This window comes from Streptomyces sp. LHD-70, assembly GCF_031157275.1.
Classification (GTDB): domain Bacteria; phylum Actinomycetota; class Actinomycetes; order Streptomycetales; family Streptomycetaceae; genus Streptomyces.
Genome location: NZ_JAVIFW010000031.1, coordinates 24,735 through 48,740 on the forward strand (window position 1 = coordinate 24,735; position 24,006 = coordinate 48,740).

Sequence of the window (24,006 nt, forward strand, 5' to 3'; positions counted from 1 at the left end):
GTTCGCTGTGGTGTGCTGGGGTCAGGTCATGCACCAGCCGGAGTCGCAGTCCGCGTCTCTGTCGTCTGCGAGCGGGAGTGGGGCGGCGGTCTCCGGGATGGCCTGGCCGAGCGGAACTCCTCGCCGGGTGAGGTAGGCGGGGTCCTTGCCGAGGGAGAGGCGGCGTTCGATGAGCGCGGCTTCGAGGTCCGCGGCCTGGGCGAAGAGGTCTGGTTCGTTGCGGCGTAGTTCTTGCCAGGCTTTGATCGTCTTGAAGGGGCAGAAGTAGCAGGCGCTCTTGGGCGGGACTGGGAGACCGGTGTCCTCGATCATCTGGACGCAGTCCGTTCGCCGTAGGCCGAGGTCGAGCAGGGGGTATTCGATCGATTCGTGTGGTTCGCTGCGTCGGCGGTTGGCCCGGTGCAGTTCGTCGACCGAGATGCCGATGGCCACGGTGGCGGGGTGAGTGGAGGTTGCTCCGTGCTCTCGGAGCCACCGGCCGATCACTTTGATCTTGAAGTTGGCTGTGCAGGAGCGTCGTCCCGGGGCTCCGTTGCTCATGCGTACGGGGATGGGGATCGAGCGGGACTCTGGCCGGAGGAGCTGTTGGCGGAGTGTCTCGGTTCGGCCGTCTCGGCGTCGCCGCTCAAGCACTTCAAGCCGGAGTCCGTGGGCTGCTGCGTAGGGTTTTGCTACCTCGTGGACGTAGCGGAGCGTCGCTGGGTGCTCGCTGTCGTCGCCGACGTTGGCGAACAGGAAAGTGCGGTAGGAGATGCGCTCTTGTGCTGCGAGGACGAGGAGGGCGGTGGATTGGACGCCACCTCCATAGGAGACGACCTTCATGCTGCGGCCGTCCCTTCGAAGAGCTCGTCGAGGGCGTTGAGCATGCGCTGGGCTTTGTGCTTGAAGCGGGCTTCCTCGACGACCGCGTTGCGGTGTCGGATCACTGCCGCGCGTTCCTCGAGGGCCTTGGTGATCCCGCTGTCGGACGAGGCGAGGGTGTTGCCGCACCAGATGGCTGTCTTGGGGCCGAGGTCCCACTGGATCGCGTTCACTGCGGCGCAGGCGGCGGCGAGGCGGTCGATGTCGTTGCCGTACCAGCGGAAGTCGTGTGGGTTCAGGCCGAGTTCGCGAAGGTGCTCGACTGCTGAGCGGAACATGCCGCCGCTGCCGATGGCCGGCTCCCAGATCACCATGTCCGGTCTGCAGTTCTGCTTGTCGAGGACGATGCGTGCCATCAGGTCGGAGACGCAGGCCGGTGTGTGGTATTCGCCGTTCCACTTCTTGTCGGTCTTGTGGCGGAGTCCTGTGAGCAGGGGTCCGAGTACGTCGGCTGCGGATCGGGCTGATGCGTCCTCCTGGGCGGTGAGGTCGAACAACCCGTTGTAGATCGAGGTGTGGATCACCGCTTGTACGGCGCGGAGTTGCTGTTCGTCGGGCTCTTCCTCTACCCAGTCGTGGAGCGGTCGGGCGACCTCGATGAGGTCCGGCCGGTGTAGCCATTGGACGCCCCAGATCTCCCGGAGGAGCGCCGGGAGTTGCTTCGGTTCCAGGGTCAGGAGCCAGTCGCTGATGAGGGGTTCCCGGAAGAAGGAGAGTGCCGCGAGCGTGCCGATCGGGATCTCCATGCGGCTGCCGCCGTGGTGGCTGTACCAGGCGGCGATGACGTTGTCTGCGATTTCGTGGGCGAAGCGGTTGGGGTCGCCGGCGATGAAGGGACTTCGGTAGCTGGGGCGAGGTCTGTTGGGCTTCGGTTGGGCCGCTTGGGTCGCGCGCTGCTGCGCACGTTCCTCGAGCTTCTGTTCCACCTCGCCGAAGAGGTCGTACTGCGTCACGGCCGTCACCGGCCGTTCGTCGCGGTGCTCGTGGTGGCCGCGGTGGTGTCGGGTGAGGGTGGGGCGTTGTCCGGGGCGGGGACGGGGCCGTTCTTGAGGATGGTGGAGGCGCGGTCGATGACGTCGCGGCAGAAGGCTTGCTCGCGTTCGAGGTCTTGGAAGCGCTGTTCGGTGTTGGCCAGGCGCGTGCTGTAGGTGGCCAGGGTGTGCGGTGCGTGGTGGTGTGCGTGGGCGCGGCGCAGGTCGGGGGTCCAGGGCTGGTCGAGCCAGTGGTCGACGAGGGTGTGGACGATCGCGTTGGTACGGCGGCGGACGCCGACGGGTGCGTATGCGGGTGCGGTGGAGATCATGCGGTGCGGGCGCAGGTTCATGGGGTTTCGTCCGAGTGCGCCGCGGGTGAAGGGCTCCTGTCCGGCGAGGGTGATGCCGAAGAGCACGGGGGCGTCGGGCATCGGCGGGTGCCAGCGGAAGTCGGTGCCGGCGCCGTAGGTGACTCGGAGGAGTTCGACAGCGTCAGGGTCTTCGGGGTCGTTGTGGTGGCCGGAGTCCCAGTCGAGGGTGAAGGTGCCGACGCGGTCGACGCGGTAGAGGGCGCAGCCGGTGGTGAAGTCGGCGAACTCGGCGACTTCGAGAGCCGGTCCCGAGCCGACGGTGAAGGTGAGCATGAGGGGTCTCTTTCTGCTTTGTGGCATGGGTGGGAGCCCCGGGGCCGAGCCGCTCGCACTGGCGCGGCCCCGGGGAGTCAGGGGGTCGTTACGCGTGCTCGGTCTTCCAGCTGGTCACGTAGGCGCTGACCTCTTCGGCGAGCGGTGTCACGGCGAGGTCGCCTGGCGGGTCGCCTTCAGGCGTGGTCGTGTCGTAGATGACCTTCGACGTGCCGTAGGTGTTGTCGATGTGGACGGCGCTCCAGCCGCCGAGCTGCGACCGGTCCTCGTGCCAGGGAAGGGAGTGGCGGCCTGCGATGGCGACGTACTGCTCTGCGTCGCTGGTGAGTTGGACCGTGATGTTCAGTTCGTTGCCGCACCAGTCCACGCCGACGTCCGTGCAGTGTTCTTCGAGGGCCGCGATCACGTCCGCGTAGAGGGAGCGCGCCCTGTCTTCGTCGGCCCGGCGCAGGAGTTGGACGGCGCTGAGGTAGGTGAGGGTCACGCTTCACCCACCTCAGCGCCGTTGGTGAGCTCGGGCGGGACGTGGCGCTCGCAGACGAGAGTGATCGGCTCGCCGTCCTCGGGCAGATCGATGTCGACGCTCTCCGGGGCGCCGCACAGCAGGCAGTTCATGGTGATGGTGCGGACCATGCGGTGCATCCGTACGTTCGTCTGCCGGGGCAGGTGGAGACGGGGTCCGGCGCCGGGGAGCGCGATGTCCACGAGATGTACGTCGGGGGCGACCTCGAGGTCTTCGATCCAGCGCACGACAAGAGGTGTCTTGGGTGCCGTGTCGAGGCTGAACACGTCGCCGGGGCGCAGCTCCCTGGCTTCGACAGGGCGGTCGAAACTGATGGTGATCAGTGCGTTTCCGCTGGTGGTCATGGATTCTCTTTCCTTGCCTGTGCCTGCCTGAGGGCTACTCGTCGAGGACGGTGACGGGGGCGCTGAGAGGGCCGTGGTCGAGTTCGTCCGCGATGTGGGGAGGGACTCGGGGTACGCGGACGGCGACCAGGACGACCTCTCCCTGGCTGAAGTCGGCTGTGACGGTGCCCTGTTCGGCGTCGACGGAGGTGACGCGCCCGTACGCGGGCTGTTCGGGGTGGCGAACCCAGTTGCCTCGGGAGAGCGGGGGCAGATGCCGGTCGCACAGCCCCGGGTCCCGGAGCGAGAGGTGTGAGGCGGACGGTCTCCAGCACAAGGCGCCGTCGGGGTGGATGTGTTCGCAGCCGCGGGTGACGTGGCCGTAGCCGTCGCACCGGATGAGGGACTCGCTGGGGGTGGGTGCCGTTGTGCGTACGACGGCCAGGGTGACGGAGCCATAGGGGCCCTGCTCGTGGTGCGCGACGTGTTCGATGGTGAGGCCGATCGCGGTCGGCCAGGTGCTGAGCACGGTGGATGCGAGGGCCTGCGCGTGCTGGGCGGGAACCACTGGCGCCGCGGTGCGCTGGATGGTCAGGCTCATGACAGCTTTTCCTCCGCGCCGACGGTGGGGGTGGCGGAGGACAGGGGCAGGAGCTGCGGCGCTACCGCGTCGTCGCAGCCCGGTTCCCCGAACTGGCGCAGGTGCTTCTCGCGCAGGTGAGGAAGTGCGTGGATCTGGGCGAGCAGATGGGCGAGCGTGTGACTGACCCGGAGAGGCCACGGGTCTGTGGTGTCCTGCACCTCGAACTGGGCGCACCTGGCGCACGGGATGCTGGTGGTCTCGCCGCCTTTGTGGATGACTGCGATCAGGCAGACACCGACCTGGTGTCCCTTCCATCGGAAGCTGCAGACGAGCCCTTCGGCGTCCGGTACGTACTCACGCACCAAGTCGGCGACCGCTTCGACGCGGCATGCCGACGGGAGCTCAACCCAACTACGGTTGCGATAGGCGTAGTTCGGGCAAGGCAGGACCAGTCCCCACAGCTGGAGGTATCCCGTCACCAGGGCGTCTTCGCGATCCTGCACGAGTTGGTGCAGGGCCAGGGGGTCGTCGGACCAGCGCTCGGAGCTGGTGTCCAGGTCGCGCAGCAGGCGCCGGCTGCGGGATGCGCTCGTCTGCTCGCTCCAGATGCTGTGCAGTGTGACGTCGTCGGTCTCCGGGTCGATCGTGACTTCGAGGTACCGGGCGTCCCGGTGACCGGCGGAGCGGACTCGGGCGGCGATGTCGTCGAGCAGAGCGAGGTTGAGGGCGCGTCCGGCTCGTACGTAGTCGAGGGAGAGCCGCACGAGCGGCCCCTCGGTGTCGCGTGACTGTTCGTTCATGGCTGTTCCGGGTCCTTGTCAGTTGACGCGCTGGATGACGACGGCGGTGGCGTTGTCGGAGCCGGTGAGTCCACCGGCGCGGGCGAGGATGTTGGCCGCCTCGGTGGCGTCGTTACTGGGGTCGCACAGGACCGTGGCGATAGCTCGGTCGGACAGGTGTCGGTGCACGCCGTCGCTGCACAGCAGCAGGCGGCTGACGTGCCGTACGGGCAGATGGGCGGTGACGAACTCGTTGCGGCCGACGGTGCGGGTGACTTCTCGCCGGTACGCAGCGGTGGATCCGCCGCGCTGAGTTGCCTCGCGGATTGGCGTGCCAAGGCAGTGGTCGAAGGTGGCGCGTTCCAGTGCTCCCGACTCGTACAGCACGTATGCGCGGCAGAGTCCGGCCCACGAGATCAGCAGTCGGCTGTGGTCGCTGGCGAGCAGTGCGGTGACGATGGAGGCGTCCGCCTGGTCGGCGACGCTGTAGTGCTCGGTGGGCCCGTAGTGGGCGGCGCGGCGGGCGCGCGCTGCCTGGCAGCCATGGCCGGGGTCGTGAACGAGCGTGGCTTTCGACGCCGCCGCGGCGGCGAGCTGGGCGACGGTGGCGGCGTCGTCGGTGTCTCCGATCCCGTCCGTGACGGCGGCGGCGATACGGCCTGTGGCGTCGTCACGGTTGATCGCGTACGCGTCAGCTTGGATCTCTCTGCGGCCCTTGCTCTGGGCAGAGCCGGTCAGCCACTGGTGGCTGGGCATGGGTGAGCTCCTGCTCTCTCTTTTGTGGGGGTGATGCGCGGCGCGCTGATGGCACGCCGGAGGGGGTGAGCCGTCCGGGGCCGGCCGCTCGCACCGGCATGGCCCCGGACGGTGATCATTGGTGGCTAGACCGGCACGGCTGCCTGAGCGGCGTCCGTGACGGAGCTCTGGAACAGTCCGCAGGCGTCGCCGTCCGGCTGTCCGTGCTCGCTGCCCCACTGGCCGCATCCCGAGCACTTCGGGTAGCCGGGATCGGGGACCGGCGTCGCGACGAAGACGCCGGGCAGCCCGCCGTAGGTGAAGCACACCACCCCGGTGATCTCCTCCAGGCTGGCCGCCCCGAGTTCGGCCCGGAGGGCGCGGACGAGCGCGACGCGCACGCGACCGCCCGAGCGGATCACGGAGCGCGGACGGGAGCCGGGCAAGGCGCACGGCTCCTGGTACGTGACCGCGTATGCCGGGAAGTTGGCCTCAGAGGGATGGGTGAGCGGGCGAGCCTGGAACTGCCAGGGCCTCTCGTCGTCCCGGGGTTCTGCCTCGAACGGGGCGACGGCCTCGACGATGGTGTAGACGAGGTCCTCCTGCTCTGCCCCGAGTCCGACCTGGTGTGCGGCTCGGCGGCACATCGTGCGGAAGACCTCCGGTGAGTGCCGGTCCAGCCACTCGTCGGGAGTCAGTGCTCGCCCGATGGCCTGCTCGTGAACTGCGACGTCGTGCTGCACGGCGTGAGCGACGAGGCGGACGGCCTCGTGGATCTGAGCCGGGCCGACACCGTGCTTGGCGGCTTCCGCGTACAGCAACTGCTCGCGTGTGAACTGGTCCACGGTCTCTCTCCTTTGCTTCGGTGAGCCGCTCCCGCCGTCTGCGGGAGCGGCGAGGTCACAGCGATGTGGGGCGGTCTACGGCCTGGGCGTGGAGATCGGTGAGGCGGGCCGAGAGGCGCCTGCCGAGGGTGCGCGCTGGAAGGGCCGTGCCCTGGTCGTCGGTGACGGCAGCCAGACACCACCGGCGGTGGCCCTCACGGAGGGTGAAGTCGACCGTTTGTCCCGGGCTCTGGCCGTGCAGGGACAGCTGGTGGACGGTGACGCCGTCCACATGGCGCTTGGTGGGGGTGCCGACGGTGCGGGCCGCAAGGACTATCGCGGCGATGTTGGTGATGTTCATCGAGGTTCCTCGCACTCTGGTGGTGCCCGACCCAGCACGGGTCAGAGCTAGCTATTAACTGTCTCCACGGATGAAGAAGTCACAGGAATGCGCCTGCCGGTCAGACCAGGTCCCGGTAGAGGTCGGCACGCCCGCTGACCTCTCGCAAGACGGCGACCAACAGGCGTCCGGAACCTTCGACGCCGATGACGTCGCGAGCGAACTCGCTCGGGGCGACCTCGCGGCCGACCGTCTCGCCATACACGGCCGCCATCCGTTCACCCGCCTTCTTGGCCAGTTGCTGCGCCTGCGTGAACTGCTCCGAGGTGACGCCTTGGCGGGTGAGGCTCGCTTCGAGCGCTTGCTGCATTTGTGGGGTGACGGGGTGGAACACTGGCTGCAACCTCCGTTGGGCGATGGGGTGTTGATTGATTGAACTGATATAACTTTATCAATCTTGATCACTCTCCGTCAAGATCTCTCTATCGCTGCCGGGGTCAGGGGCGCGGCCGTCTCTGTGGCGCTGCACCGCGTCGCGAGCCGCTCGACGGGCTTCGGCGAGCGTGCCGTCGCGCTCCTGCTGGGCAACCTGCCCTCGGCGTGCGCGTAGCCCCTGCAACCACCGTTGGGTACTCAGGCGCTCGTGCTCCGCGACCTCTTGGCGAGCGGCGATGTCGGCCGTCTCGCGCTGCGCCCGCGGATTCGTGCCGCAGCCACGGCAGTTCAAGCCTGGGGCCTCTGGGTGTGCGGCGCAGCGGTTTCGCCGGCCCGGATCCGCTTGATCGTCCTCGGGCTGGGGGAGGGGGTTCTTCTGCTGGTGGTTCTCTGACGGTTCCCCGGCCAGATTGGCCGGTTGCTCTGCATGATCTGTCCGCTGGTCAATCTGGCCTCCGGTCAATCTGGCCGCCTGTTTCGCCCCTTCATCATCTGGTTTCGGTGACGGCAATCTGGGCCAAGCGCTGCGCGTGACGGGGGGAGGCGCGCTCGGTCGAGGGTTACGGATGGTGTAGCGGTTACTGGTGCGACGGCCGTGAGCGAACCGGGCTCTGGAGACGATGAAGCCCTCTCGTTCCAGCCACTCGAGGTGTCGGCGGACCGTGCGCTCGCCCTGACTGGTCTTGGCCGCGAGAGTCTCTTGTCCGGGAAAGCACGACCAGGACTCATCGGCGAAGTCGCACAGCGCCAGCAGGACGAGCTTGGCGCCAGGGTTGGTGATCTTCTGGCGGAAGGCCCACGCCATTGCCTCGATGCTCAAGTGCCCTCCCTCTGCTCCCTTTTCCAGGCAGCGCGCCAGCGCGAGACCGTGCGCTGCTCAGTACCGAGGCGGTCGGCGATGACAGCGATGGTGTATCCCTCGTTCGTCATGAGGCGTGCGGCTAGGTGCTGCTCGGCGGGGTTGAGCTCGGGCTTCGGCAGGTCGTCATTGACAGCCCGTTCGACAGCCAGGAAGTCAATGCCGTGCGTTCCGGTGTTCGTGGTGCTGACGTGGATGTGACGGGCCTGGCGGGAGGGGGCGGTAGCCTCCACGGCATACGAGGAGCCGGGGTTGCGCGGCCGCGAAACGTAGGTGGTGGGCATGGTCACCTCACCGTGCGTCGTCGAGGGCCCGGTCATGGGCTGAGTCGTGCACGTCGTCGCGCGCACCCTCATGCTCGACCGTTGGCGCCGCCAGGCCGGCCCGAGCTTCGGGTGCCCTGCAGTCGCCTTCGAGGACGGCGATGGCACCCTCGTACTGGCCAGATCGGAGCAGGCGGACCGCTTCGGCGTTGGCCTGCTCCAGGGCGACCGCGATGTCGCGGGCCTGGTCCCGTTCGATGACGCCCGCGACGGCTCGCCGGCGCCACGAACGGGCCGCACGCTGTAGCTGGTCGACGACCGGAGCGACGACCTTCATTGCGTCACTGGCCAGTTCGGTCGAGAAGTCTGCGTACCCGAAGCGAGGCCAGGAGGAGGCGAGTTGGTCCGCGATGCGCTCCTGCAGTACCGCGGGCGGAGGGCTGACGGGCATGGCGTCGGTGCCCAGCGCGTCAGTCAACGGGCCGAGGATGGCGAGGAGCGCGGGAGCGAGGTCGTCGGTGCCGTCGCCCTGCTGGAGGGTGAGCAGTTCCAGTGCGGCGTCGATTCGGGCCTCGGGTGTATCGAGGTGCGAGACCCTGACGGGCTCGCTGAAGACCGTGGTGTCCATGGAAGACCTTCCGGTGGTTGGCGTGGGTGTCGGGGCAGGCCAGTCACCGGGGCCGCGAGACTCGGGCCCCGGTGACCAGCGGTTTGGTGGTCAGGAGGCGTCGGGGACGCGGGAGACGTTGATGGTGCGCGAGGAACGGCCGCCCGATTTCAGCGGCACGTCAAGGGCGAGGTCTTCGAGGATTCGGATCATCGCCTCGGGGTCCGGCACCGGCGGCCGCGGGCTACCCCCGGACCAAGAGAGCTTGAAAGCGCCGTAGGTGCCGGCATCCGCCGCGTCGAGCACCTTTCGGGCCTTTGCCTTGCGCTTCTTCGCGGCGCTCTCGATCTCGGCAGACTCCGCGTAGGCGCCCAGGGCTGCGGTGATGTCCTCGCTGTCCTCGATCAGAATGGTCTGAGGAGCCCGGTCCCCGGTCAGGGCGTCGAGGTTCCAACAGGCGGTCTTGAAAGGGCAGTTGTCGCAGATGATCGACAGGCCGGGGCCGTCGAGATCCCGGGGCATGGCTTCTGGTTCTGGGCTGTCGAGCACGTCCTCCGCCCAGGCGAGAGCCTGATCCGCGACCTCCTGGTCGTAGGGGCGTTGATGGACGACGACCTGGCCGTACTCGCGGCCTACGTACCTGAGTCGTACGACATCGACGGGGAGCGGTTCACCGGAAGGGAGATCCGGATGCGAGGCCAAGCCGCCCGTACGCAACAGGTGGGCGTACAGGTGGACTTGGAACCATTCGTGTCGCCCCGGGCCTTGGCGCACCACCATGTCCAAGGCGCGAGTGGACTTCGTCTTGAGGTCCTCCACCACACCGGCCTCGCCGTCGTACGGGCTCGTGTGTCCGGTCAGTTCCGCGGGCGCCCAGTAGGCGTCCGCGTGCCCGAGGAGCGTGCCGTTGGTGAGTTCGAGCTCCGTGAACGCTCCGTACTGCTGCTGCAGAACGCGCAGGATGCCTTCGTGGAGCCAGGTGCCGAGAATCGCGGCGTGCATGTTGTCGGCGAGATCGGTGGGCCAGGTGCCGTGCACCTCGTAAGCGGCCCGTCGCCTGCACAGACCGATAGAGGAGGGGCCCAGGAGCTGCTGGCGGGCGCGTGGTCGTGCGCGGTCGTCGCGGTGTGCTGCCTTCCACAGGTCGGGGATGGGAACGGTGTTGGTAAGGGTGTCGCTGGGCATGCAGGGTCCTCGCACTCTGCTGGCTGGTGAGGGTGCCCCGCCGGTCGGCGGGACGGGTGATGGTTACGGCTTCTTGCGCGCGGCGGTCTTCTTCGCCGCACTCCGACGACCGGCCCCCTTGGAAGCGGCCGCCGAGGCTGGACGGGATGACGTCTTCGTGGCGGTGGTCTTGGAGGCCGAGGTCTTCGCCGCCGTCCGCCTGGCGGTCTTCCGGCCCGCGTCGCCCTCCTTCGACTCCTCCCGCTGCTTGCGGAAGGCCGCGATGCGGGCGGTCATTCGAGGCGTGCCGAGGTGTTCATCGGAGCCGGCCAGCAGGCGGGCGAGATCGTTCAACTGCTCTGCATCGGCGTCTTGGTAGGACACGTCGTTGAGCTCGAAGCAGATGTCGTTGACCTCGCCGAACGTGACCTCCAGGAAGTCGGCGGTGCGCTCGACCTCTTGTCGCGCCAGGAGCAACGGGTCCGCCGTGCGCCCGTCCGCCACATCAGTTGTGGCGGGCCTGCTGGTGACGCCGTTCGGCTCTTCACTCGCTTCCTTCTGAGCCGCAGGCGCGCCAGATTGATCGACAACTTCCGCGTCGACCACGTCGGCCTCTTGTGACTCGCGCTCGGTCGAGGCCTCCTCGGTGGAGTGCCGCGAGGGGTCAGCAGGCGCCGAAGCAGTGGAGCGGCGCAGCCGGGAAGCCGCAGCCTCGACGCGCTCCCGCGATTCGACAGCGTCCGCCGCGTGCATCTCCTCGTCCACCTGGAGCCCGGACAGGTCTGCGGGGCAAGCGCGTCGCAGCGCCAGGGCCTCGGCGACCTTCCCCAGTTGGCTCGCCGGCATCTGTGGCCAAAGACCACCGAGCTTGTAGTCCTGCGACTCGTAGTCCCACACCTTGGGCGCGTACTCCCGCCAGTGCGCGACGGCAGGGAACCGGGACTCGCCGCGCCACAGCACCGCCCTGCACGCGGCTGGCGGTTCGTCCCGCAGCCACACGGTGTGTTCACCGCCTTCGGCGTCGTACCAGACGAAGTCCTCGTAGGCGAGTGGCTGTCCGGCTCTGTCGGCGGCGCGGCGGGCGATGAGCCGGTAGCCGTCGATACCGGTCTGGATCGTCCACCGCACCTCCCCGCGGGACCGCCGCTTGATCATGTAGATCTGGCGCCCGAACGGATCGAGTCCAGACGCCTTGCAGTAGTGGAAGAAGATCCCCAACTGCGCGGGAGCTGCTTCCGCCAGGTCCGGGAACGCCGAGCGCAGTGCGCGCAGCTGCTGTTCCTCGAACGCCTTCTGGTCCTCGCGGATCGCGAGCCAGGTGACCGGAGCGTCGGCCACATCCCCTCCTATCAACGATTTCCCCAATCAGCCCGCCACTGTCTCCACGCATGAGCAGAGCAAATGGCATTGACATTATTCTATTTCACGACAACTTTTACCGTCAATGAGTCTCTATCTCCGACCCGCTCGGCGCGAAGACGGCGCAGCTCGAAGGCGTCCGCCCACTCGGGATGCTCCCGACAGAGGAGGCGCGCGTAGCGCGAGGTGAAGACGTTATTCAGGCGGATCTGCGGGATGTCTCGCCGGAAATGCGACCAGCGAAGCTGCTCGAACAGCGCTTTGACGCTGATGCGGCCGCCGCCGCGCTCGACCCACTCTCCGACGAGTTCCTCCAGGACCTCGAGGACCCAGGGGTGTGATGCATGGAAGGCTTCGAATCGTTCATCGATCGACGGGCGGTTTCGCGGCGTCGGCGGCGGGACGCCAGCGGTGGACATGTCGAGCGGGAGCTCCTCTTGGCGGCGCACGCCTACCCCCTGCACATAGAACTGTCTCTACGTATGACGGGCTCACACTGTAAGTCGTGATCATAGACGCGGCCAGGGCGGGGCCCGCCCGGATGCCGGCGCGGTGGATCTGCCAGCTGAACAGCACGGTGGCTCAACTTCCCTGCTTTGCGGCTCAGTTACTACTAGCGACCCAGGGCGACGCCGGGGCATGGTGGAAGCGCGCGGCACCATCAAGTGCCGCAGTGGTCCGTGATGGGAACCCGACTCCAGGGGTGGTGAACATGGCTGCGTATCGACAGCACATGAGCGCCTGCTCCCCCGACAACTAGCCGAGGCTAGCCGGGGACAGCCACGGACTCACCCTGTGCGGAACGCGGTAGCGGGCTCAGCCCGAGCTCCGACCTCTCCGTCTTCTGATCGACCGGACGACGGCCGCCCATCTCCGTTGGCAACCCGGCTCTGGCTTCGGCCTCTCGGACGTTGTCCTGGCACATCTGGCTCGTCATCGGAGGACCACCATGACCATCACCTTTGTGCGGTTCGCCACCGCCCTGCCTCAGACCCTGCTCGCAGTCGTCATCGTGCTCGCCATCACGTTTCTGCTCGCCCTCGCCATCGTCGTACGGGGCACCGCACCGGAAGAACGCCCTGCAGTCTTACGAGCGTTCGCTCAAGTGCTCCCCGTACGTCGGAGATAGAGCGCCGCCTCCTCGGACGACGCGGGCCTGCCACTGAAGGGCGGCGTGTTCAGGACATGCGAAAGGGGGGCCTGTGCTGGGCAGGCCCCCCCCGTGGACGGCCGTCAGCGGTAGATCCACGCAGTCAGGTGGCCGACAGCGTTGCGGATCTTGTACCAACCCCGCGCTTGGACTTAGCGCTTCGCGCGGACCGAGACGGTCAGGCCGGCCGCCCAGATCTCCTTGATGAAGGCGGTGACCTCGTCCAGGTCCGCTTCGCCCGGCTTGTAAGTCCGGGTGGGCGGCAGCTCCGGCGGCTTCGGCTTCGACTCGGTGCTCTTCTTACGACCGCGCGGCTTCAGCCCTTCGCGCTCACCGGCCTGGATCCGCTTGATGGCCTCCGGCAGTACGGTGCGGCCACGATCCACGGCATCAGCCAGGACCGTGTCGAGCAGCCACAGCGGAGAACCGGAGACAACGGCGTCCTCCTTGACGAAGCTGTTGCGGGTCCGCCACTGATAGATGTCGCCGTACTTCTTCCCGAAGAGCCAGGGGATCTCCTTCAACCCGATGACGGAGGGCAGGTCCTCGGGCTTGTCCACGACGTACCAGCCGCGCCGCTCGGCCTTGAACGTCTTGAGGCGTTCCTTGTTGGCCTCCCGTACGTGCGGTTCGGCCAGCCCGAGGACCGTAGGCAGAAACCAGTAGGGGTTGCCGGAAACGACGAAGTCGGGCTCGGGCAGGATCTCGCGAGTCCTCCACAGCTGGGAGGTCTGCCGCTCCACGCCATAGAGAAACGCGATCTCCGCGTGCCCGAGAAGGTAGGGGAACGTTCCCGCCGTCATAGCGTCGTCTCCAGACACTGCGTATACAGAATGCTTGACGCGTCAAGTCTAATTGGCTGCCCGTGGGCCGGCGGCGCTGAGGTGGAACGCCGCGGCTCCGCAGGCGCGGCCGTCCGGTCGGTTGATGAATCCCGCAGCGCTCTTCTACTCTGGCCTCCTCTTTCCTTTGTGGAAGCGGCGCCCCGGGATTCTGACTCGCACTCTGACCCGGGGCGTCGTCATGTCACGGCTTGCTCCCCGACGCTGTGTGGCGATACGCGAGGACTCCATGGCCGCGCTCTGACGACGTTCTCTGAATTTCCCCTGCCTGTGCTCAAGATGGGGCAGACCTGCTCACCCTGATACCCCGGCCGCAGGCCGCCAAGCCACGCGCGGGGCGTCACAGCGAAGGGTCCGCCTGTGGGGCACTCGGCCCGCTCCTCTGACAGGGGCTCAACTGGCGAAATACGTACCGAAGCCGATTACCCCGGATGTAGCCTCCAGGGCGATTAGTTGAAGGGCGGCTCGCATGGCCGAGATACCCGTTTGCCAGGACTGTTGTCAGATCGTCAGGATCGCGAAGGACGGAAGCGTCGAGACCCACAGCAGTGACCCCTATGGTGAACGTTCTTGCGAGTCTTCCGGTCTGCTGAGCGGCCGCGTGGCGGACATCGTGGCCGCTAGTGCTCTAAGGGCTCACCCTGTGAGTCAGGACCGCATGCGGCCGTTGGCACCGCGGCGGGCCGCCGCGTCTGGCGGTCCGCCGCGCCGTCCTACTGCCGATCCCGACGCTATGCCGGCACCGACATGGCTGCCGAAGTGGAAGGGTGGAAGCCTGGCGTCGGTGGTACTCCCCGCCTCTGGATGGCTCGGTGTGTGGATTCCCGGCCTCTCGAGCCCGACGCAGGCAATCCGAGTGCAGAACCTGACGCAGCGCAACGTGACGTCAGCCTGGGACGCGCGCATGGAGTGCTGGACGGTCAATAACCAACACTTCCTGGCCGTCGCGAAGTCACTGATGCGGACCCACAAGATGATCCTGGTAGGGCGTGAGTACAACCCCCGCGAGAAGTGCACGGCGAGCTGCAAGAACGCCCGAGGGCCGTTGTGTACGTGTTCCTGCCAGGCGAAACACCATGGTGGAGGACGATGGATGGCCAACTGGTCAGTAGCCGGGGAGTTCGGTTCCGCGGTGAATGGCAGGGCTTGGCACTGGATGGTGACGAGTACGGCTTAGCAGGGCTCGAGCTTCCTGCCAGCGGGGCATGCCGGACGCCCCGCACCGCGCGAGCTCGAAGGCTGATGTGATCGATCAGCCGCAGAGGCGCCCCCGGTGCGGGGCGCTCGCACTCGGTTTGAATCCAGATCGGTGCGCGTCAGCCCCGCCGGTTTTCGTTGCTCGGGCCTACGCCCCAATGCCTCGCGCCAAGGCGATGACCACCGAGGCAACCGCGGCCAGGGCGGCGATCGTCGGCAGCGGCCAACGGTTCTTCTCCAGGGAGGCCACCCGGCGCTCGAGGTCTGCCAGCTTCTCGTCAGTCTGATCCGAGCGCTGCACAAGAAGTGCGAGCTGCCCGTCGATACGGGTCAGTCCGAGCTCCAGGGACCGACGCAACTCGGCCAGGGCCAGAGCGACCTCTCCGTCCGGCACAGCGTCTCCTTCCAGTTGCCGACAACTACTCCGCGGCGCTCGCCGGGTCGGCCTTCTTGGACAACCAGGAGCCAGTACCCCAGCGGCCGAGCACGGTTCCGAGTGACGACTTGAAGGCGGCAAGGGCAGCCGGCATGGCGGCGACTGCGGCCGACTGCCAGGTGGACAGGTGCACAAGGTCGGTGGTGTGAGAGGCGGCGATCAGGCCGATGAACGCCTCCACGTAGGTGGCGAGGGTTCGCTCCGCGACGTCCGCGAGGGTCTGGGGCATGGTGTCGGGCTGGTCCTTCCGTGTACTTGAACCGGAGTTCGAGGCGGAGCGGTGCTTGGGGTTAGGGACGCGGAGCTTGGCCCAACTGCGCTCCTCGGGAAGGCCGTCGGCACCGGAACCGCGGTGGCCGCACTTGAGTTGCCAGGCGGCGTACGCCCGGCGGTGATCGTCACTCCATGTCGAGCCGGGGCCGTGCGGGAAGGTGTCGCAGCCCTCGGCGACCAGGCGCTTGCCCGCGGCTGTGATGAGCTCCGAGGGGCGGCCGTTGCGGAAGTAGCTGGCTTCGGGGAAGGGCGCGTACTTGGGCTCCGCGCCGTCGGCCGGTTCCTTCGGCTTCTCGCGTTCCGGCTTCAGCTTCGGCTTGCTCGGCTTCGGCTTCGGCTTCGGGTCTGGCTTGTCCGGGTCGCGTGGCTCCCCTGCCCCTGCGTTGAGCTCCTTGGCGACCCGGGCCCGGAAGTCGTCCATGTCGATGCCGTACGGGTCGGACTTGCCGGGCTTCCACTCCTTGTGGCCGAGGACGCTGTGCTCGTTCCAGCCGTGTGCTGCGCATACGGCGGCTGCGGCGCGAGCCATCGCGTCGAACTGTGCCGCCGGCCAACTCTGGCCGCGGCCCGTGTTGATGCACTCGAAGCCGTAGAAGTGCCGGTTGCCGTCGGTGTCGGGCTCGTTGCCTTCCGGCAGCTTGTCCTCCTCGGCCATGACGGAGAGCAGGACGTCCGTATCGCCCATGCCGGCGTGATTAGTCCGGCCGTATCCGACGAGGTGCACGGTGCCGGACCGGTCGATCACGCCGTGACAGAGCGGCCCGGGGAGGTCGTTGTAGCCCCGGCGGCACAGGTCGACCATGTCCTCCTCGGAGGAGTAACCGCCGGTGTGGTGGATCATCACCCCGTTCACGGGACCCCAGTTGCCGTGCTGGTTGCGGTTGTGAGTCCGCCACGTGCCGTGCTCGACGACGCCGAGATGGGCGTTCTTCAGTACGGACAGGAACTTGTCCGCGGACAGGGGGCTGGCCATCCTCGCTTCACCTTCACCAGAGTGCCCTCGGGGCGGTTGGCCGTCCCGTGGCGTGACCGGGCCGGTCCCTCGGTAAAGAAGTGAGCTCGCGGTAGGCGGAGGGTCGCGTGCCGCGATGGAAAGTCTATGAAGAGTCGGCGAGTTCAGGACAGTTCGGCGCCGTCGAGGCGGCACGCGCAACCGTCGAGGCTCAGCACACCAACCCTGACCGTGCCGGTGGCCGGCAGACGCAGGAGAACCTGTCCGTCGGGGCGGATCTCGATATGCAGAGGGCGGCGTTCCACATCGGAGGCGATGGGAAGGTGGCGAGGGGCAGCCGGCTGATAGTCCTCCGGCAGCAGGGCCACCACCGCCTCGTCGCGGACCCTGCCGCCAGGGATGCTGATCTGGCCGCTGAGCTCCAGCATGTCCTGCTCGGTAATTCGCATCTGCGGCACCGGTGCGTCCTCAACGACTGCGGTGTTCCCGGTCAGCGGCAGGTCACGCCAGACGGGCGGTTGAGGGCGTCGGACGCGCTCCAAGGTCCGGACGCGGCGGTCCAGTTGTGCCAGCCGTTTCGCGAGCGTGGCGATGGTGTCCGGCATGTTCTCTACGTCTCCTCTGAGTCCTCGGCGTCTTCGGGCTTCGCCGTCCGCTCCAGACTGAGGGTGATGCGCTCGGCCTCCTCGCCGCTCGGAGGCCGCAGGGTCCAGCCCGTGATGCGATGCCAGCCCTCGTACGAGGTGTGCTGCTCCCGCAGCCGTACCAGGACGTCGTCGCCGATGTTCCACGCGCCGAATGGGGCGGCAGGGTGGTCCAGCACGTCGAGTTCGGTGATGTCGGTCAAGACCTGTCGGCGGAGGCGCTGTTGGTGTGCACGATCTCGGAGCTGGGCGACGTTCTTCTCGTTCGTCTCCAGCCGGTGCTCCAGGCGGAGACGACCGTCCCGGACCGTGTCGACAGCATGCGGGCGTTTGCGCCCCTGCCCGGCGCCGAGGGCGACGACGATCTGCGCGTACTCGTCGGCATCCCGGACCACCTGCGGGGTGGAGGCGATGTTGATGCCCGAGGTGAAGGAGATGTCCTCGCGGCGGCGGCCCAGTCGGGGAGCGCCGAGATGAATGCGATGCGTGGCCCAGCGACTGAAGCGACCCAGGCGACCTGACCAGTTGACGCTTTCGCTCCACTCCAGGCCGTCCTCAATCTCGGCCATTTCGTCGATGACCTCGCCGAGGTTCTGCGCCTCGGTCTTGGGCAGGGAGTAGGGCGACTTGGACGTTCCGGTGGTGGCCTTCGCCTTCGTGTCGTCCACGGCGACGTTCAGGTCGCCGTCGGGCTGTTCCTGCGCGTACGCCCATACGTCGCGGATGACCTGGCAGGGGTCGGCCTCGATGTACGGTCCGCGACCGTCCAGGTTGCCGTGGAGGTCGTAGCGGCGGTGCAGGTACGAGCCGAAGCCGGCGGCCTCGATCGGGAAGGAGGCCCCTTGGGGCTCGGCCCGCCAGATGATTCCGCCCCACGCGAGCTTTCCGTCCCGCTCGACGTAGAGCAGCGTGTTTCCGGGATCCAGGAACTCGGTGACGGGGCGCATGAGGCCGGGCTCAAGGGTTGCGGAGAGGCTGCCGGGGCCGTTGAGCTCGGGGCCGCACTCGACACCGGTCAGCGGGAGGTAGCCGTGCAGGATGTCGCCGGTCAGAGCGTGGGCGGCGATGTATCGGTAGTCGGGCATCGGCGTCACTCGGGGCTTTCCGCGAAGTCGATGGTGGCGACGATTGCCGCGTAGCGGTCTACGTACAAGCCGCCCTGGCCGCTGTCTGCGTGCTGGTTCGTCTGTACGGCCAGGCGTTGGGTCCTTCCGCGCTGGCCTGGCGGGAGGACGTAGGTGTGGGCGAGTGCGGTGAACAAGTGGGAAGCCGGGCCCTGCTCGCTGTCGATCAACGCACTCTTGCCCTTCGCCTCCCCCAGGGTGGTGCGCATTCTGGCGCGCAGGCTGCCGTCCTCGACACTCAGGCCGGAGATCGTCACCGTGATGGTCGCCTGGCTCGCCCAGGCCGGGACCTCCACGTCCCAGGCCGCCTCGGTGGGCCAGGCGGTCCACCGGCCCAGCTCGCCGGGGAGTCGTTGCCTCGTGGTGGGCCAGGCGGTGAGGACGCGGTGCTGGTATCGGGCGTTCGCGAGCCGCCGTAGATCCGTGATCATGCCCGCGGTGACGGTGGCGGTGTCGCGAGGCAGGGAGATACGGGCGAGGGGGATCGCCGACATCCCCTCCGGAACCTCGACGGTCTCCGGGGCCACGCCCTGGATGACATGGAAGTAGCCGATGTCGCCACAGGCGGGGTCGCGGTCGCCTTCGTACTCGGGATCCTCGACGCGCAGCACCAGCAGGTCGGTGCGCGCGAACGGGCCGGTCGGTTCGATGTCGACCAGGGCGTCACCGATGTTGATCTGCCCGTAGGCGCCCTGCCAGGGGCGGGCGCCATGCACGATGGCCGATCCGTCGGCTACGCGTACTCCGCAGGCCGGGCTCTGCAGGGGCGAGACCTTCAGGTCGGTGGCCTCGGCGATTCCCTGTCCACCGTGGACCAGGCCGCGTAGCAGCAGGCGAGTCGCTCGGGCCTGGTGGCGGGCGCCGTGGGTGATGAACGGGGGCTGGACGAGGGTCAATTCCCGCTCCTTCTTGAGGAGTTCATGCATGTCACGGTTCACAAGGTGGTGTGGGCCGAGCGCCACGACACGGTGAGGCTGCTGGTGGCCGTAGAGTCGTCGCCGCTCCATGCGATCTCCGAGGAGCCGGGCGGCACGGTGAAGTGATCGAGGCGGGAGCGCGGAGACAGGGAACCGGCGGCGTTGATGGTGCCGTTACGCAGGGCCCAGCGGGTGCCGGGGCGGGTCGCGAGGTCGACGTACTCGCCGGCGCGCAGGGACATGTCGAGTTCGAGAGTTTGGCCGGTGACCGCATTCCAGACCTTCGGTTGTGAGATGGGTCCGGTGATCCGCAGTGTCGGCCAGGCCGGGGCGTCCCCGGTGTTGGTGATCCGGCCGGGGCGGGCGGCCTGGTCCAGGCTCAATGTCAGGTGCGTGGGGGTGTCGGCGTGGAAGAGCGGGTCCATCGCGACGAACTCGATGTCCAGGGGGATCCAGCCGTGCACCGAGCTGGCGATGCTGGTGGCCTCCATGCGGCGGATGCGGCCGTAGAGGCGACGCGTCTCGCTACCCGGCCAACGCGCCCGCAGGACACTCATCTTGCCGGTGCTGGTGCGTACGCCCTCTGCGCGGGCCGCTTGCTGCAGTCGTGCGAGGATCTTGGTCGCCGCTGCCGGGTCGCCTGGTGTCTTGATGCCGGCCTCGATGCGCACGATTCGGGGGCCGTAGTGATCGGCTCCGGGGAGAGCGCCGTCCCCGACGGGGTTGTCCACATCCTGTGGACGGACTTCGGGTGCTCCGAGTCCTTCGATCTCCCCGATGAGGATCGATGTCCCGGGGCCGAGAAGGACTGCGGCGCCGATCTCGATCTGCCACTCGCTGAGCTCGGTCTCGGTCTCGGTTGAAGTCAGGGGTGAGGCAGGGGCTTTCGGGTTCATCGGATTCTCCCGCCGCGTTGGGCATTGCGCAGGCGGCGCATCATCTCCGTGCCGATCTGCTGAGGGCTGGCACTGCTGTCCTGGACGGTGACCGGCATGGTGCCGATCAGCGGCTGCTGCTCCCGTACGACGACGACCCGCACTGAGCGTCCACCGCGCGCGTCGACGCGGGTTGCGGCTCCTCGAGCGTCCGTGGCGGGGCGGACTTCGAAGCGGCGTACGACATCGGCGAGGGTTCGGGTCGCTGCGGCACCGCGCGCAGCGGCGGTAAGCCGGGCACCGGGGCTTGTGGAGGCGCGTCGGGTAACACCGCCGTCGGCGAACCACTCGACGTTCCCGCCGAAGCGACGGGTGACCTCCTCGACAACGGCCTTGCTCCGGTCGCGCTTTGAGGGGGCCAGCGGGATGTACGCCTCGCCCTGTGTCTCGGGCTCTGCCCAGATCCGCCAACTACCGGCGGGGGCGATCTGCGCCACATGCCGCTCGCGGGGACGCGGGCCCAGGCCCGTGACCCCACCGTCGGCGAAGTAGTCGACGACACCACCGTCGGCCTGCTTATTGGCCTGCTTGCGGATGTTCTCGGCCTGTCGACGTACGGCGTCGGCCGTATCGCCAGCCTGGTTGCGGAGAACGTCGAAGATCGTCACATGGCGGGTCGTGACGGTCACCGACTTGCCGCGCAGCGCGTTGATGCGCTGCTGGATGGAGTCCGCGGCCTTGCGGGGGCCGCCCGTCGGGACGGTGACGCGGACGTTCTTCGATCCAGGGACCTTCTCGATCCGGAAGCCCAATTCCTGGAGCTGCTTGCGGGCCTCGGCCGTGGGTGCGCGCACGACCACCGATTTCGCGCCCGGGGTTGCTCTGAGCTTGGCCTGGACAGCCTCCAGGCTCCTGATGGCGGCTGCGGTCGGCGCGGAGACGCGGACGTTCTTCGAGTTCGGGGTCTGGCTGAGTTTGCCGATCAGGATGTCCAGGTTCTTCCGCGCGCCCGCGGTCGGCGCGGTGACCTTGATCTGCCGGGTGCCCGGCACCGTCTTCACCGTGAAGCCGAGAGCGCGCAGCTTCTTCTGCGCGCCCTCGCTCAGCGAGTCCACCTTGATCGTCTTCGCGTTCGGTACGCGGCGGAACTCAGCCTGCACGGCGATGAGGTTGGCGATCGTGCTGTCCATGCCTTTGGTCTGGAGCAGCAGAGACACCTTGGACGGCAGCAGGCCCAGGCTGTCGGCAACGGCTTCGGCCTGGGCCTTGGTCAGTCCGTAGCTGCGCGCGGCCCTGACTGCCTCGGCGCGGGCCCGGCTCATCTCGCCGCGGGCCCGGGACAGTGCGACCGGCAGCGACTCTCCGTTGCGTTTAGCCAGGTCGTAGGTCGCCAGGGAGGCGTCGGCCGCTGCATCGGACAGGGCGGTGAGCTGGTTGTAGAGCTGCTGGCCGTTGCGCGTGGTGGTGTTGAGCGTCTTGTCCTCGTTGACGAGCTGCCCACCGCCGTATCCCTGCTCGCGGTTGACGTTCCTGCCGCCCTCCTTCAGGTCGAGGGCGGCGGAGTTGACCTTCGCCTTCGCGGCTTGCAGAGAGATCTGCCCACCGGAGAGCAAGTCGAGGGCGCTCTTGAGGGCGCGGGTGCGCTGGTCGGCGTCGGCGGTCTCGTCCGCAAGACCGCCGACGGCGGCCTTGAGCCGGTCGTACGCGGTGGTGCCGTTCCTCGCTCCCTTGCTGACTTCGGCCAGATCCTTGGCGTTCTTCACCGCCCCGGCCATCTCGCCCTTGACCGAGCCGAGTGCGTCGGCGGCGTCCTTGTGCTGCTGGCCCTCGTCGGTGTAGTCGAGGACGGTGGACTTGCCGACGGTCTTGTACTCGCGGTGGGCGTTCGCGGCGTTGTTGAGGCGCTGTTGAAGTCTCTCCAGCGAAGTGCCTTGCCCGAGGTAGGCGTCTGTCAGGGAGGTGAGCGGGACGCCCGCCTCCTCCATGACCTTGGTCAGCTGGCCCTGCTCCGTCTTGGTGTCCAGCAGCAACTGCGCAGCCTGGGTACGCACGTTGCTGTTGATCTGCCCGCCGGACTCGCGGAGCGCCGAGGTCAACGACGAGATCCGCTGCTGATGCTCGGCCGCTGCCTGCGCCGCCTTCTGCTGATGGGAGGCGAGCAGCCCCAGCCCGACGGACACCCCGGCCATGGCGAGACCGAACGGACCGCCGAGTGCACCCGTGATGCCGGACATAGCCGAGCGCAGCCCCGAACCCGCAGCTCGGCCTACGCCGTTAAGCGTGCCCATGAACGTCACTCCGGCTCCGTTGGCCGAACGGAACGCTGCCGTCATGCTGCCCAGGAATCCAACGCGGGCCTGCACGGCGGCCCATGCGGCGCCGTACCGGGACAGCGATACTCCGGCGCTGGCCGCAAGGACCTGCTGGATTCGCATTTGCTGTGCGAAGTTCTGGAAGCCACTGCGTACCGGACCGGTGACCGTGTTCGCCAGGTTGGTCAAGCCCGGCTGGACTCGGCGGAACAGGAGCATCGCCAAGGCCGCCGACTGGATCGGCGCAGGCAGCGCGCCGAAGGCGCTGACGAGCCCACCCACGACCTGGCCGATGGGCACGAGCACAAGGGACAGGCCCGAGACCGCGTCCATGGCCGCGCTCGCGACGGTGGCGATGATGTCGAGCGTGCCGGCGGCAGCTCCCCCGCCTTCCCCGAGTCCGCCGAGCGCGTCGAACAGCGGCTCGGCCCCATCAGCGGCGTTCGACAGCACGTCGCCCAACGCCTCGGCGGAGTTGACCAGCAGGCTCAATCCGGTGGCCAGGGCGTCCTCGCCGATCTCCCGGAGCGGGCCCGCTAGCTCGCGAGCCTCCTCGACCAGCGCGCCGATGCCGCCTGCCGCCATCTCCTTCAGGTCGGGCCCGAAGAGCGTCGCGAGGTCATTGCCGTACTCCAGAGCCGCGGACAGATGCGGCGTCGCCCCGGCGAGCCCGCTCGTGAGCAGCCGTACGACGTACTCCAGCCCCGGAGCCATGCCCTCGTACAGTGCGATGCCGGTCTGCCGGGCCTGAGTGTTCAGCTGCACCATGGCGCCGGAGAGGCCCTGGCCGCGGGCCGAGGTGATGTCAGCGGCGGCGCCGGTCTGCCGTACGGCGAGCGAGAGCGCGTCGAAGGACTCCGTGCCCTGGTGGGCGAGCGCGATCGCACCCGACATGGCGGGCTTGCCAAACGCCTCCTTCACGGCGCCTGTGAAGTCCTGCTGAGACATGTCATGTTGGGCCTTGGAGAGCCCGTCGATCACGACCCGAAGGCCGCGGAAGTTGCCCTGCGCGTCCCACGCCTCGATGCCCAGGCGCTTGAGCGCGGCGATCATCTGCGGGGTAGGGGCGGCCAGGTTCGCCATCATGCCGCGCAGCGACGTACCAGCGGTCTGGCCGAGGATGCCCGCCTTGCCGAGCATGCCGACCGCGCTCGCCGCATCCTCCATGGAGACGCCGAGACCAGCTGCGACCGGCCCCGCGTACCGCATCGCGTAGTAGATGTCGATGATGCCGCCGGAGGCGTTGTTCGCGGTGGCGGCGAGGATGTCGGCGGAGCGTCCGGCCTGGTCGGCGCCGAGACCGAACTGGTCCATGATGTCGCCGAGATACTTCGCCGAGTCGGCGGCGTTCGTGCCGGCTGCCGCCGACAATTGCAGCGAGGCGCGGGCGGCGTCTACCGCCTGGTCCGTACGGAACCCTGCCTTCGCCAGCTCGACCATGCCCTCGGCGGCGTCAGCGGCCGTCGACCCCGGCAACTGCAAGTCGTTGCCGAGCTGCTGCGCCGTGTACGAGGCTCGTTGCATCTGAGCGGCAGTGGCGCCGGTGACGGCCCGGAAGACGTTCATCTGCCGCTGGTAGCGATTGCCGTCCTCGGCCGCCTGCCCGACACCGAGCACGAGACCGGTCATGGCGGCGGTGCCGGTCAGGCCGGAGGAACCTCGCCCCAGGGTGGCCATGGCTCGGTCGAGTTGCCGGATCGAGGTGAGGCCGTCACGGCTTGCGGCACGCAGGTGTCCGCGTACTGAAGTCGCCCTGGTGGAGATGGCGTTCAGACCGGCGGCGGCCCGCCGTGCCCCGGTCCCCAGGGCGGTGAACTGGCGGGATGTGCGGGTGCCGGTCGTGGCGAGTTGTGCCAGGGCGCGGTTGGCGGCAGCGGTCCGGTCCGCGAGCGTCCGCGCCTCCCGTGAGGCAGCCCGCAGTCCGCGGATGAGGCTGTTGGCCTCGGCTCGCATCTGGACCGTCATGGTGTAGCCGGCCACCGCTGCTGGCTCACCTCCCTACGTCATGTCG

At 68.1% G+C, this 24,006-nt stretch carries 25 protein-coding genes and 1 pseudogene; 1 reads left to right on the top strand and 25 read right to left on the bottom strand.

The genetic code is table 11. The features are described 5' to 3' along the window. Nucleotides 1-21: 21 nt before the first annotated feature. The 17 genes from RCO28_RS36040 to RCO28_RS36120 all read right to left on the bottom strand — a co-directional run bounded on the left by RCO28_RS36040 (nucleotide 22) and on the right by RCO28_RS36120 (nucleotide 11,692). Nucleotides 22-822 carry a phosphoadenosine phosphosulfate reductase family protein gene (locus RCO28_RS36040; RefSeq protein WP_308945590.1) on the bottom strand — a complete coding sequence of 267 codons (801 nt, stop codon included), beginning with the start codon at nucleotides 820-822 and terminating at the stop codon, nucleotides 22-24. Beyond that, nucleotides 819-1,823: an N-6 DNA methylase gene (locus RCO28_RS36045; protein WP_308945591.1), complete on the bottom strand. Its 1,005-nt coding sequence runs from the start codon at nucleotides 1,821-1,823 to the stop codon at nucleotides 819-821. The genes RCO28_RS36040 and RCO28_RS36045 overlap by 4 nt, the downstream gene beginning before the upstream one ends. Then, on the bottom strand, nucleotides 1,820-2,479 hold the full coding sequence (locus tag RCO28_RS36050; protein ID WP_308945592.1) for a hypothetical protein: 660 nt from the start codon (nucleotides 2,477-2,479) through the stop codon (nucleotides 1,820-1,822). Before RCO28_RS36050 ends, RCO28_RS36045 begins: the two co-directional genes overlap by 4 nt. 88 nt (nucleotides 2,480-2,567) lie before the next feature. Continuing rightward, nucleotides 2,568-2,963, bottom strand: coding sequence for a hypothetical protein (locus tag RCO28_RS36055; protein ID WP_308945593.1), 396 nt, complete (start codon nucleotides 2,961-2,963; stop codon nucleotides 2,568-2,570). Further along, nucleotides 2,960-3,346, bottom strand: a complete 387-nt coding sequence (locus tag RCO28_RS36060; RefSeq protein ID WP_308945594.1) for a hypothetical protein — start codon at nucleotides 3,344-3,346, stop codon at nucleotides 2,960-2,962. Before RCO28_RS36060 ends, RCO28_RS36055 begins: the two co-directional genes overlap by 4 nt. A 34-nt stretch (nucleotides 3,347-3,380) precedes the next feature. Next, entirely contained in the window at nucleotides 3,381-3,926 is a 546-nt protein-coding gene (locus RCO28_RS36065; protein WP_308945595.1) for a hypothetical protein, read from the bottom strand. After that, the gene (locus RCO28_RS36070; protein WP_308945596.1) at nucleotides 3,923-4,708 is read right to left on the bottom strand and encodes a hypothetical protein; all 786 of its coding nucleotides are present in this window, start codon (nucleotides 4,706-4,708) and stop codon (nucleotides 3,923-3,925) included. Before RCO28_RS36070 ends, RCO28_RS36065 begins: the two co-directional genes overlap by 4 nt. 18 nt (nucleotides 4,709-4,726) lie before the next feature. Beyond that, entirely contained in the window at nucleotides 4,727-5,443 is a 717-nt protein-coding gene (locus RCO28_RS36075) for a hypothetical protein (RefSeq protein ID WP_308945597.1), read from the bottom strand. A 125-nt stretch (nucleotides 5,444-5,568) separates the two neighbouring features. After that, the gene (locus RCO28_RS36080; RefSeq protein WP_308945598.1) at nucleotides 5,569-6,267 is read right to left on the bottom strand and encodes a hypothetical protein; all 699 of its coding nucleotides are present in this window, start codon (nucleotides 6,265-6,267) and stop codon (nucleotides 5,569-5,571) included. A gap of 55 nt (nucleotides 6,268-6,322) precedes the next feature. Next, a complete protein-coding gene (locus RCO28_RS36085; RefSeq protein ID WP_308945599.1) occupies nucleotides 6,323-6,607 on the bottom strand; it encodes a hypothetical protein in 285 nt (94 codons plus the stop codon). 100 nt (nucleotides 6,608-6,707) lie between these two features. After that, a complete protein-coding gene (locus RCO28_RS36090; RefSeq protein ID WP_308945600.1) occupies nucleotides 6,708-6,980 on the bottom strand; it encodes a hypothetical protein in 273 nt (90 codons plus the stop codon). 57 nt (nucleotides 6,981-7,037) lie between these two features. Continuing rightward, entirely contained in the window at nucleotides 7,038-7,841 is an 804-nt protein-coding gene (locus tag RCO28_RS36095) for a helix-turn-helix domain-containing protein (protein WP_308945601.1), read from the bottom strand. Further along, entirely contained in the window at nucleotides 7,838-8,164 is a 327-nt protein-coding gene (locus RCO28_RS36100) for a helix-turn-helix domain-containing protein (RefSeq protein ID WP_308945602.1), read from the bottom strand. Before RCO28_RS36100 ends, RCO28_RS36095 begins: the two co-directional genes overlap by 4 nt. 7 nt (nucleotides 8,165-8,171) lie before the next feature. After that, nucleotides 8,172-8,771 (bottom strand): hypothetical protein, encoded by a 600-nt coding sequence (locus tag RCO28_RS36105; RefSeq protein WP_308945603.1) that lies wholly within the window; start codon nucleotides 8,769-8,771, stop codon nucleotides 8,172-8,174. Nucleotides 8,772-8,861: 90 nt separating this feature from the next. Then, on the bottom strand, nucleotides 8,862-9,935 hold the full coding sequence (locus RCO28_RS36110; RefSeq protein ID WP_308945604.1) for a PD-(D/E)XK nuclease family protein: 1,074 nt from the start codon (nucleotides 9,933-9,935) through the stop codon (nucleotides 8,862-8,864). 63 nt (nucleotides 9,936-9,998) lie between these two features. Further along, entirely contained in the window at nucleotides 9,999-11,252 is a 1,254-nt protein-coding gene (locus tag RCO28_RS36115; RefSeq protein WP_308945605.1) for a recombinase RecT, read from the bottom strand. A gap of 80 nt (nucleotides 11,253-11,332) precedes the next feature. After that, entirely contained in the window at nucleotides 11,333-11,692 is a 360-nt protein-coding gene (locus RCO28_RS36120; RefSeq protein ID WP_308945606.1) for a hypothetical protein, read from the bottom strand. Nucleotides 11,693-12,222: 530 nt separating this feature from the next. Here RCO28_RS36120 and RCO28_RS36125 point away from each other — a divergent pair. Further along, on the top strand, nucleotides 12,223-12,402 hold the full coding sequence (locus RCO28_RS36125; RefSeq protein ID WP_308945607.1) for a hypothetical protein: 180 nt from the start codon (nucleotides 12,223-12,225) through the stop codon (nucleotides 12,400-12,402). Nucleotides 12,403-12,575: 173 nt separating this feature from the next. Here RCO28_RS36125 and RCO28_RS36130 read toward each other — a convergent pair whose 3' ends face one another. The 8 genes and pseudogenes from RCO28_RS36130 to RCO28_RS36165 all read right to left on the bottom strand — a co-directional run bounded on the left by RCO28_RS36130 (nucleotide 12,576) and on the right by RCO28_RS36165 (nucleotide 23,975). Then, nucleotides 12,576-13,226 (bottom strand): hypothetical protein, encoded by a 651-nt coding sequence (locus RCO28_RS36130; protein ID WP_308945608.1) that lies wholly within the window; start codon nucleotides 13,224-13,226, stop codon nucleotides 12,576-12,578. Nucleotides 13,227-14,610: 1,384 nt separating this feature from the next. Then, nucleotides 14,611-14,856, bottom strand: coding sequence for a hypothetical protein (locus RCO28_RS36135; protein ID WP_308945609.1), 246 nt, complete (start codon nucleotides 14,854-14,856; stop codon nucleotides 14,611-14,613). A 331-nt stretch (nucleotides 14,857-15,187) separates the two neighbouring features. After that, nucleotides 15,188-16,144: pseudogene (locus RCO28_RS36140) on the bottom strand (peptidoglycan-binding protein); the annotation flags it as partial. A 143-nt stretch (nucleotides 16,145-16,287) separates the two neighbouring features. Beyond that, on the bottom strand, nucleotides 16,288-16,728 hold the full coding sequence (locus RCO28_RS36145; protein WP_308945610.1) for a hypothetical protein: 441 nt from the start codon (nucleotides 16,726-16,728) through the stop codon (nucleotides 16,288-16,290). 5 nt (nucleotides 16,729-16,733) lie between these two features. After that, nucleotides 16,734-17,852: a hypothetical protein gene (locus RCO28_RS36150; RefSeq protein WP_308945611.1), complete on the bottom strand. Its 1,119-nt coding sequence runs from the start codon at nucleotides 17,850-17,852 to the stop codon at nucleotides 16,734-16,736. A gap of 5 nt (nucleotides 17,853-17,857) precedes the next feature. Continuing rightward, entirely contained in the window at nucleotides 17,858-18,817 is a 960-nt protein-coding gene (locus RCO28_RS36155) for a hypothetical protein (RefSeq protein ID WP_308945612.1), read from the bottom strand. Between the two features lie 8 nt (nucleotides 18,818-18,825). After that, nucleotides 18,826-19,704, bottom strand: coding sequence for a phage tail domain-containing protein (locus RCO28_RS36160; protein ID WP_308945613.1), 879 nt, complete (start codon nucleotides 19,702-19,704; stop codon nucleotides 18,826-18,828). Next, nucleotides 19,701-23,975, bottom strand: coding sequence for a phage tail tape measure protein (locus tag RCO28_RS36165; protein ID WP_308945614.1), 4,275 nt, complete (start codon nucleotides 23,973-23,975; stop codon nucleotides 19,701-19,703). The genes RCO28_RS36160 and RCO28_RS36165 overlap by 4 nt, the downstream gene beginning before the upstream one ends. Nucleotides 23,976-24,006: the final 31 nt, after the last annotated feature.

Coding starts and splice junctions, on each gene's coding strand:
- RCO28_RS36040 (WP_308945590.1), bottom strand. CDS start 822: ATGAAGGTCGTCTCCTATGGAGGTGGCGTCCAATCCACCGCCCTCCTC.
- RCO28_RS36050 (WP_308945592.1), bottom strand. CDS start 2,479: ATGCTCACCTTCACCGTCGGCTCGGGACCGGCTCTCGAAGTCGCCGAG.
- RCO28_RS36060 (WP_308945594.1), bottom strand. CDS start 3,346: ATGACCACCAGCGGAAACGCACTGATCACCATCAGTTTCGACCGCCCT.
- RCO28_RS36065 (WP_308945595.1), bottom strand. CDS start 3,926: ATGAGCCTGACCATCCAGCGCACCGCGGCGCCAGTGGTTCCCGCCCAG.
- RCO28_RS36070 (WP_308945596.1), bottom strand. CDS start 4,708: ATGAACGAACAGTCACGCGACACCGAGGGGCCGCTCGTGCGGCTCTCC.
- RCO28_RS36075 (WP_308945597.1), bottom strand. CDS start 5,443: ATGCCCAGCCACCAGTGGCTGACCGGCTCTGCCCAGAGCAAGGGCCGC.
- RCO28_RS36085 (WP_308945599.1), bottom strand. CDS start 6,607: ATGAACATCACCAACATCGCCGCGATAGTCCTTGCGGCCCGCACCGTC.
- RCO28_RS36100 (WP_308945602.1), bottom strand. CDS start 8,164: ATGCCCACCACCTACGTTTCGCGGCCGCGCAACCCCGGCTCCTCGTAT.
- RCO28_RS36105 (WP_308945603.1), bottom strand. CDS start 8,771: ATGGACACCACGGTCTTCAGCGAGCCCGTCAGGGTCTCGCACCTCGAT.
- RCO28_RS36110 (WP_308945604.1), bottom strand. CDS start 9,935: ATGCCCAGCGACACCCTTACCAACACCGTTCCCATCCCCGACCTGTGG.
- RCO28_RS36120 (WP_308945606.1), bottom strand. CDS start 11,692: ATGTCCACCGCTGGCGTCCCGCCGCCGACGCCGCGAAACCGCCCGTCG.
- RCO28_RS36125 (WP_308945607.1), top strand. CDS start 12,223: ATGACCATCACCTTTGTGCGGTTCGCCACCGCCCTGCCTCAGACCCTG.
- RCO28_RS36130 (WP_308945608.1), bottom strand. CDS start 13,226: ATGACGGCGGGAACGTTCCCCTACCTTCTCGGGCACGCGGAGATCGCG.
- RCO28_RS36145 (WP_308945610.1), bottom strand. CDS start 16,728: ATGCCGGACACCATCGCCACGCTCGCGAAACGGCTGGCACAACTGGAC.
- RCO28_RS36150 (WP_308945611.1), bottom strand. CDS start 17,852: ATGCCCGACTACCGATACATCGCCGCCCACGCTCTGACCGGCGACATC.
- RCO28_RS36155 (WP_308945612.1), bottom strand. CDS start 18,817: ATGCATGAACTCCTCAAGAAGGAGCGGGAATTGACCCTCGTCCAGCCC.
- RCO28_RS36160 (WP_308945613.1), bottom strand. CDS start 19,704: ATGAACCCGAAAGCCCCTGCCTCACCCCTGACTTCAACCGAGACCGAG.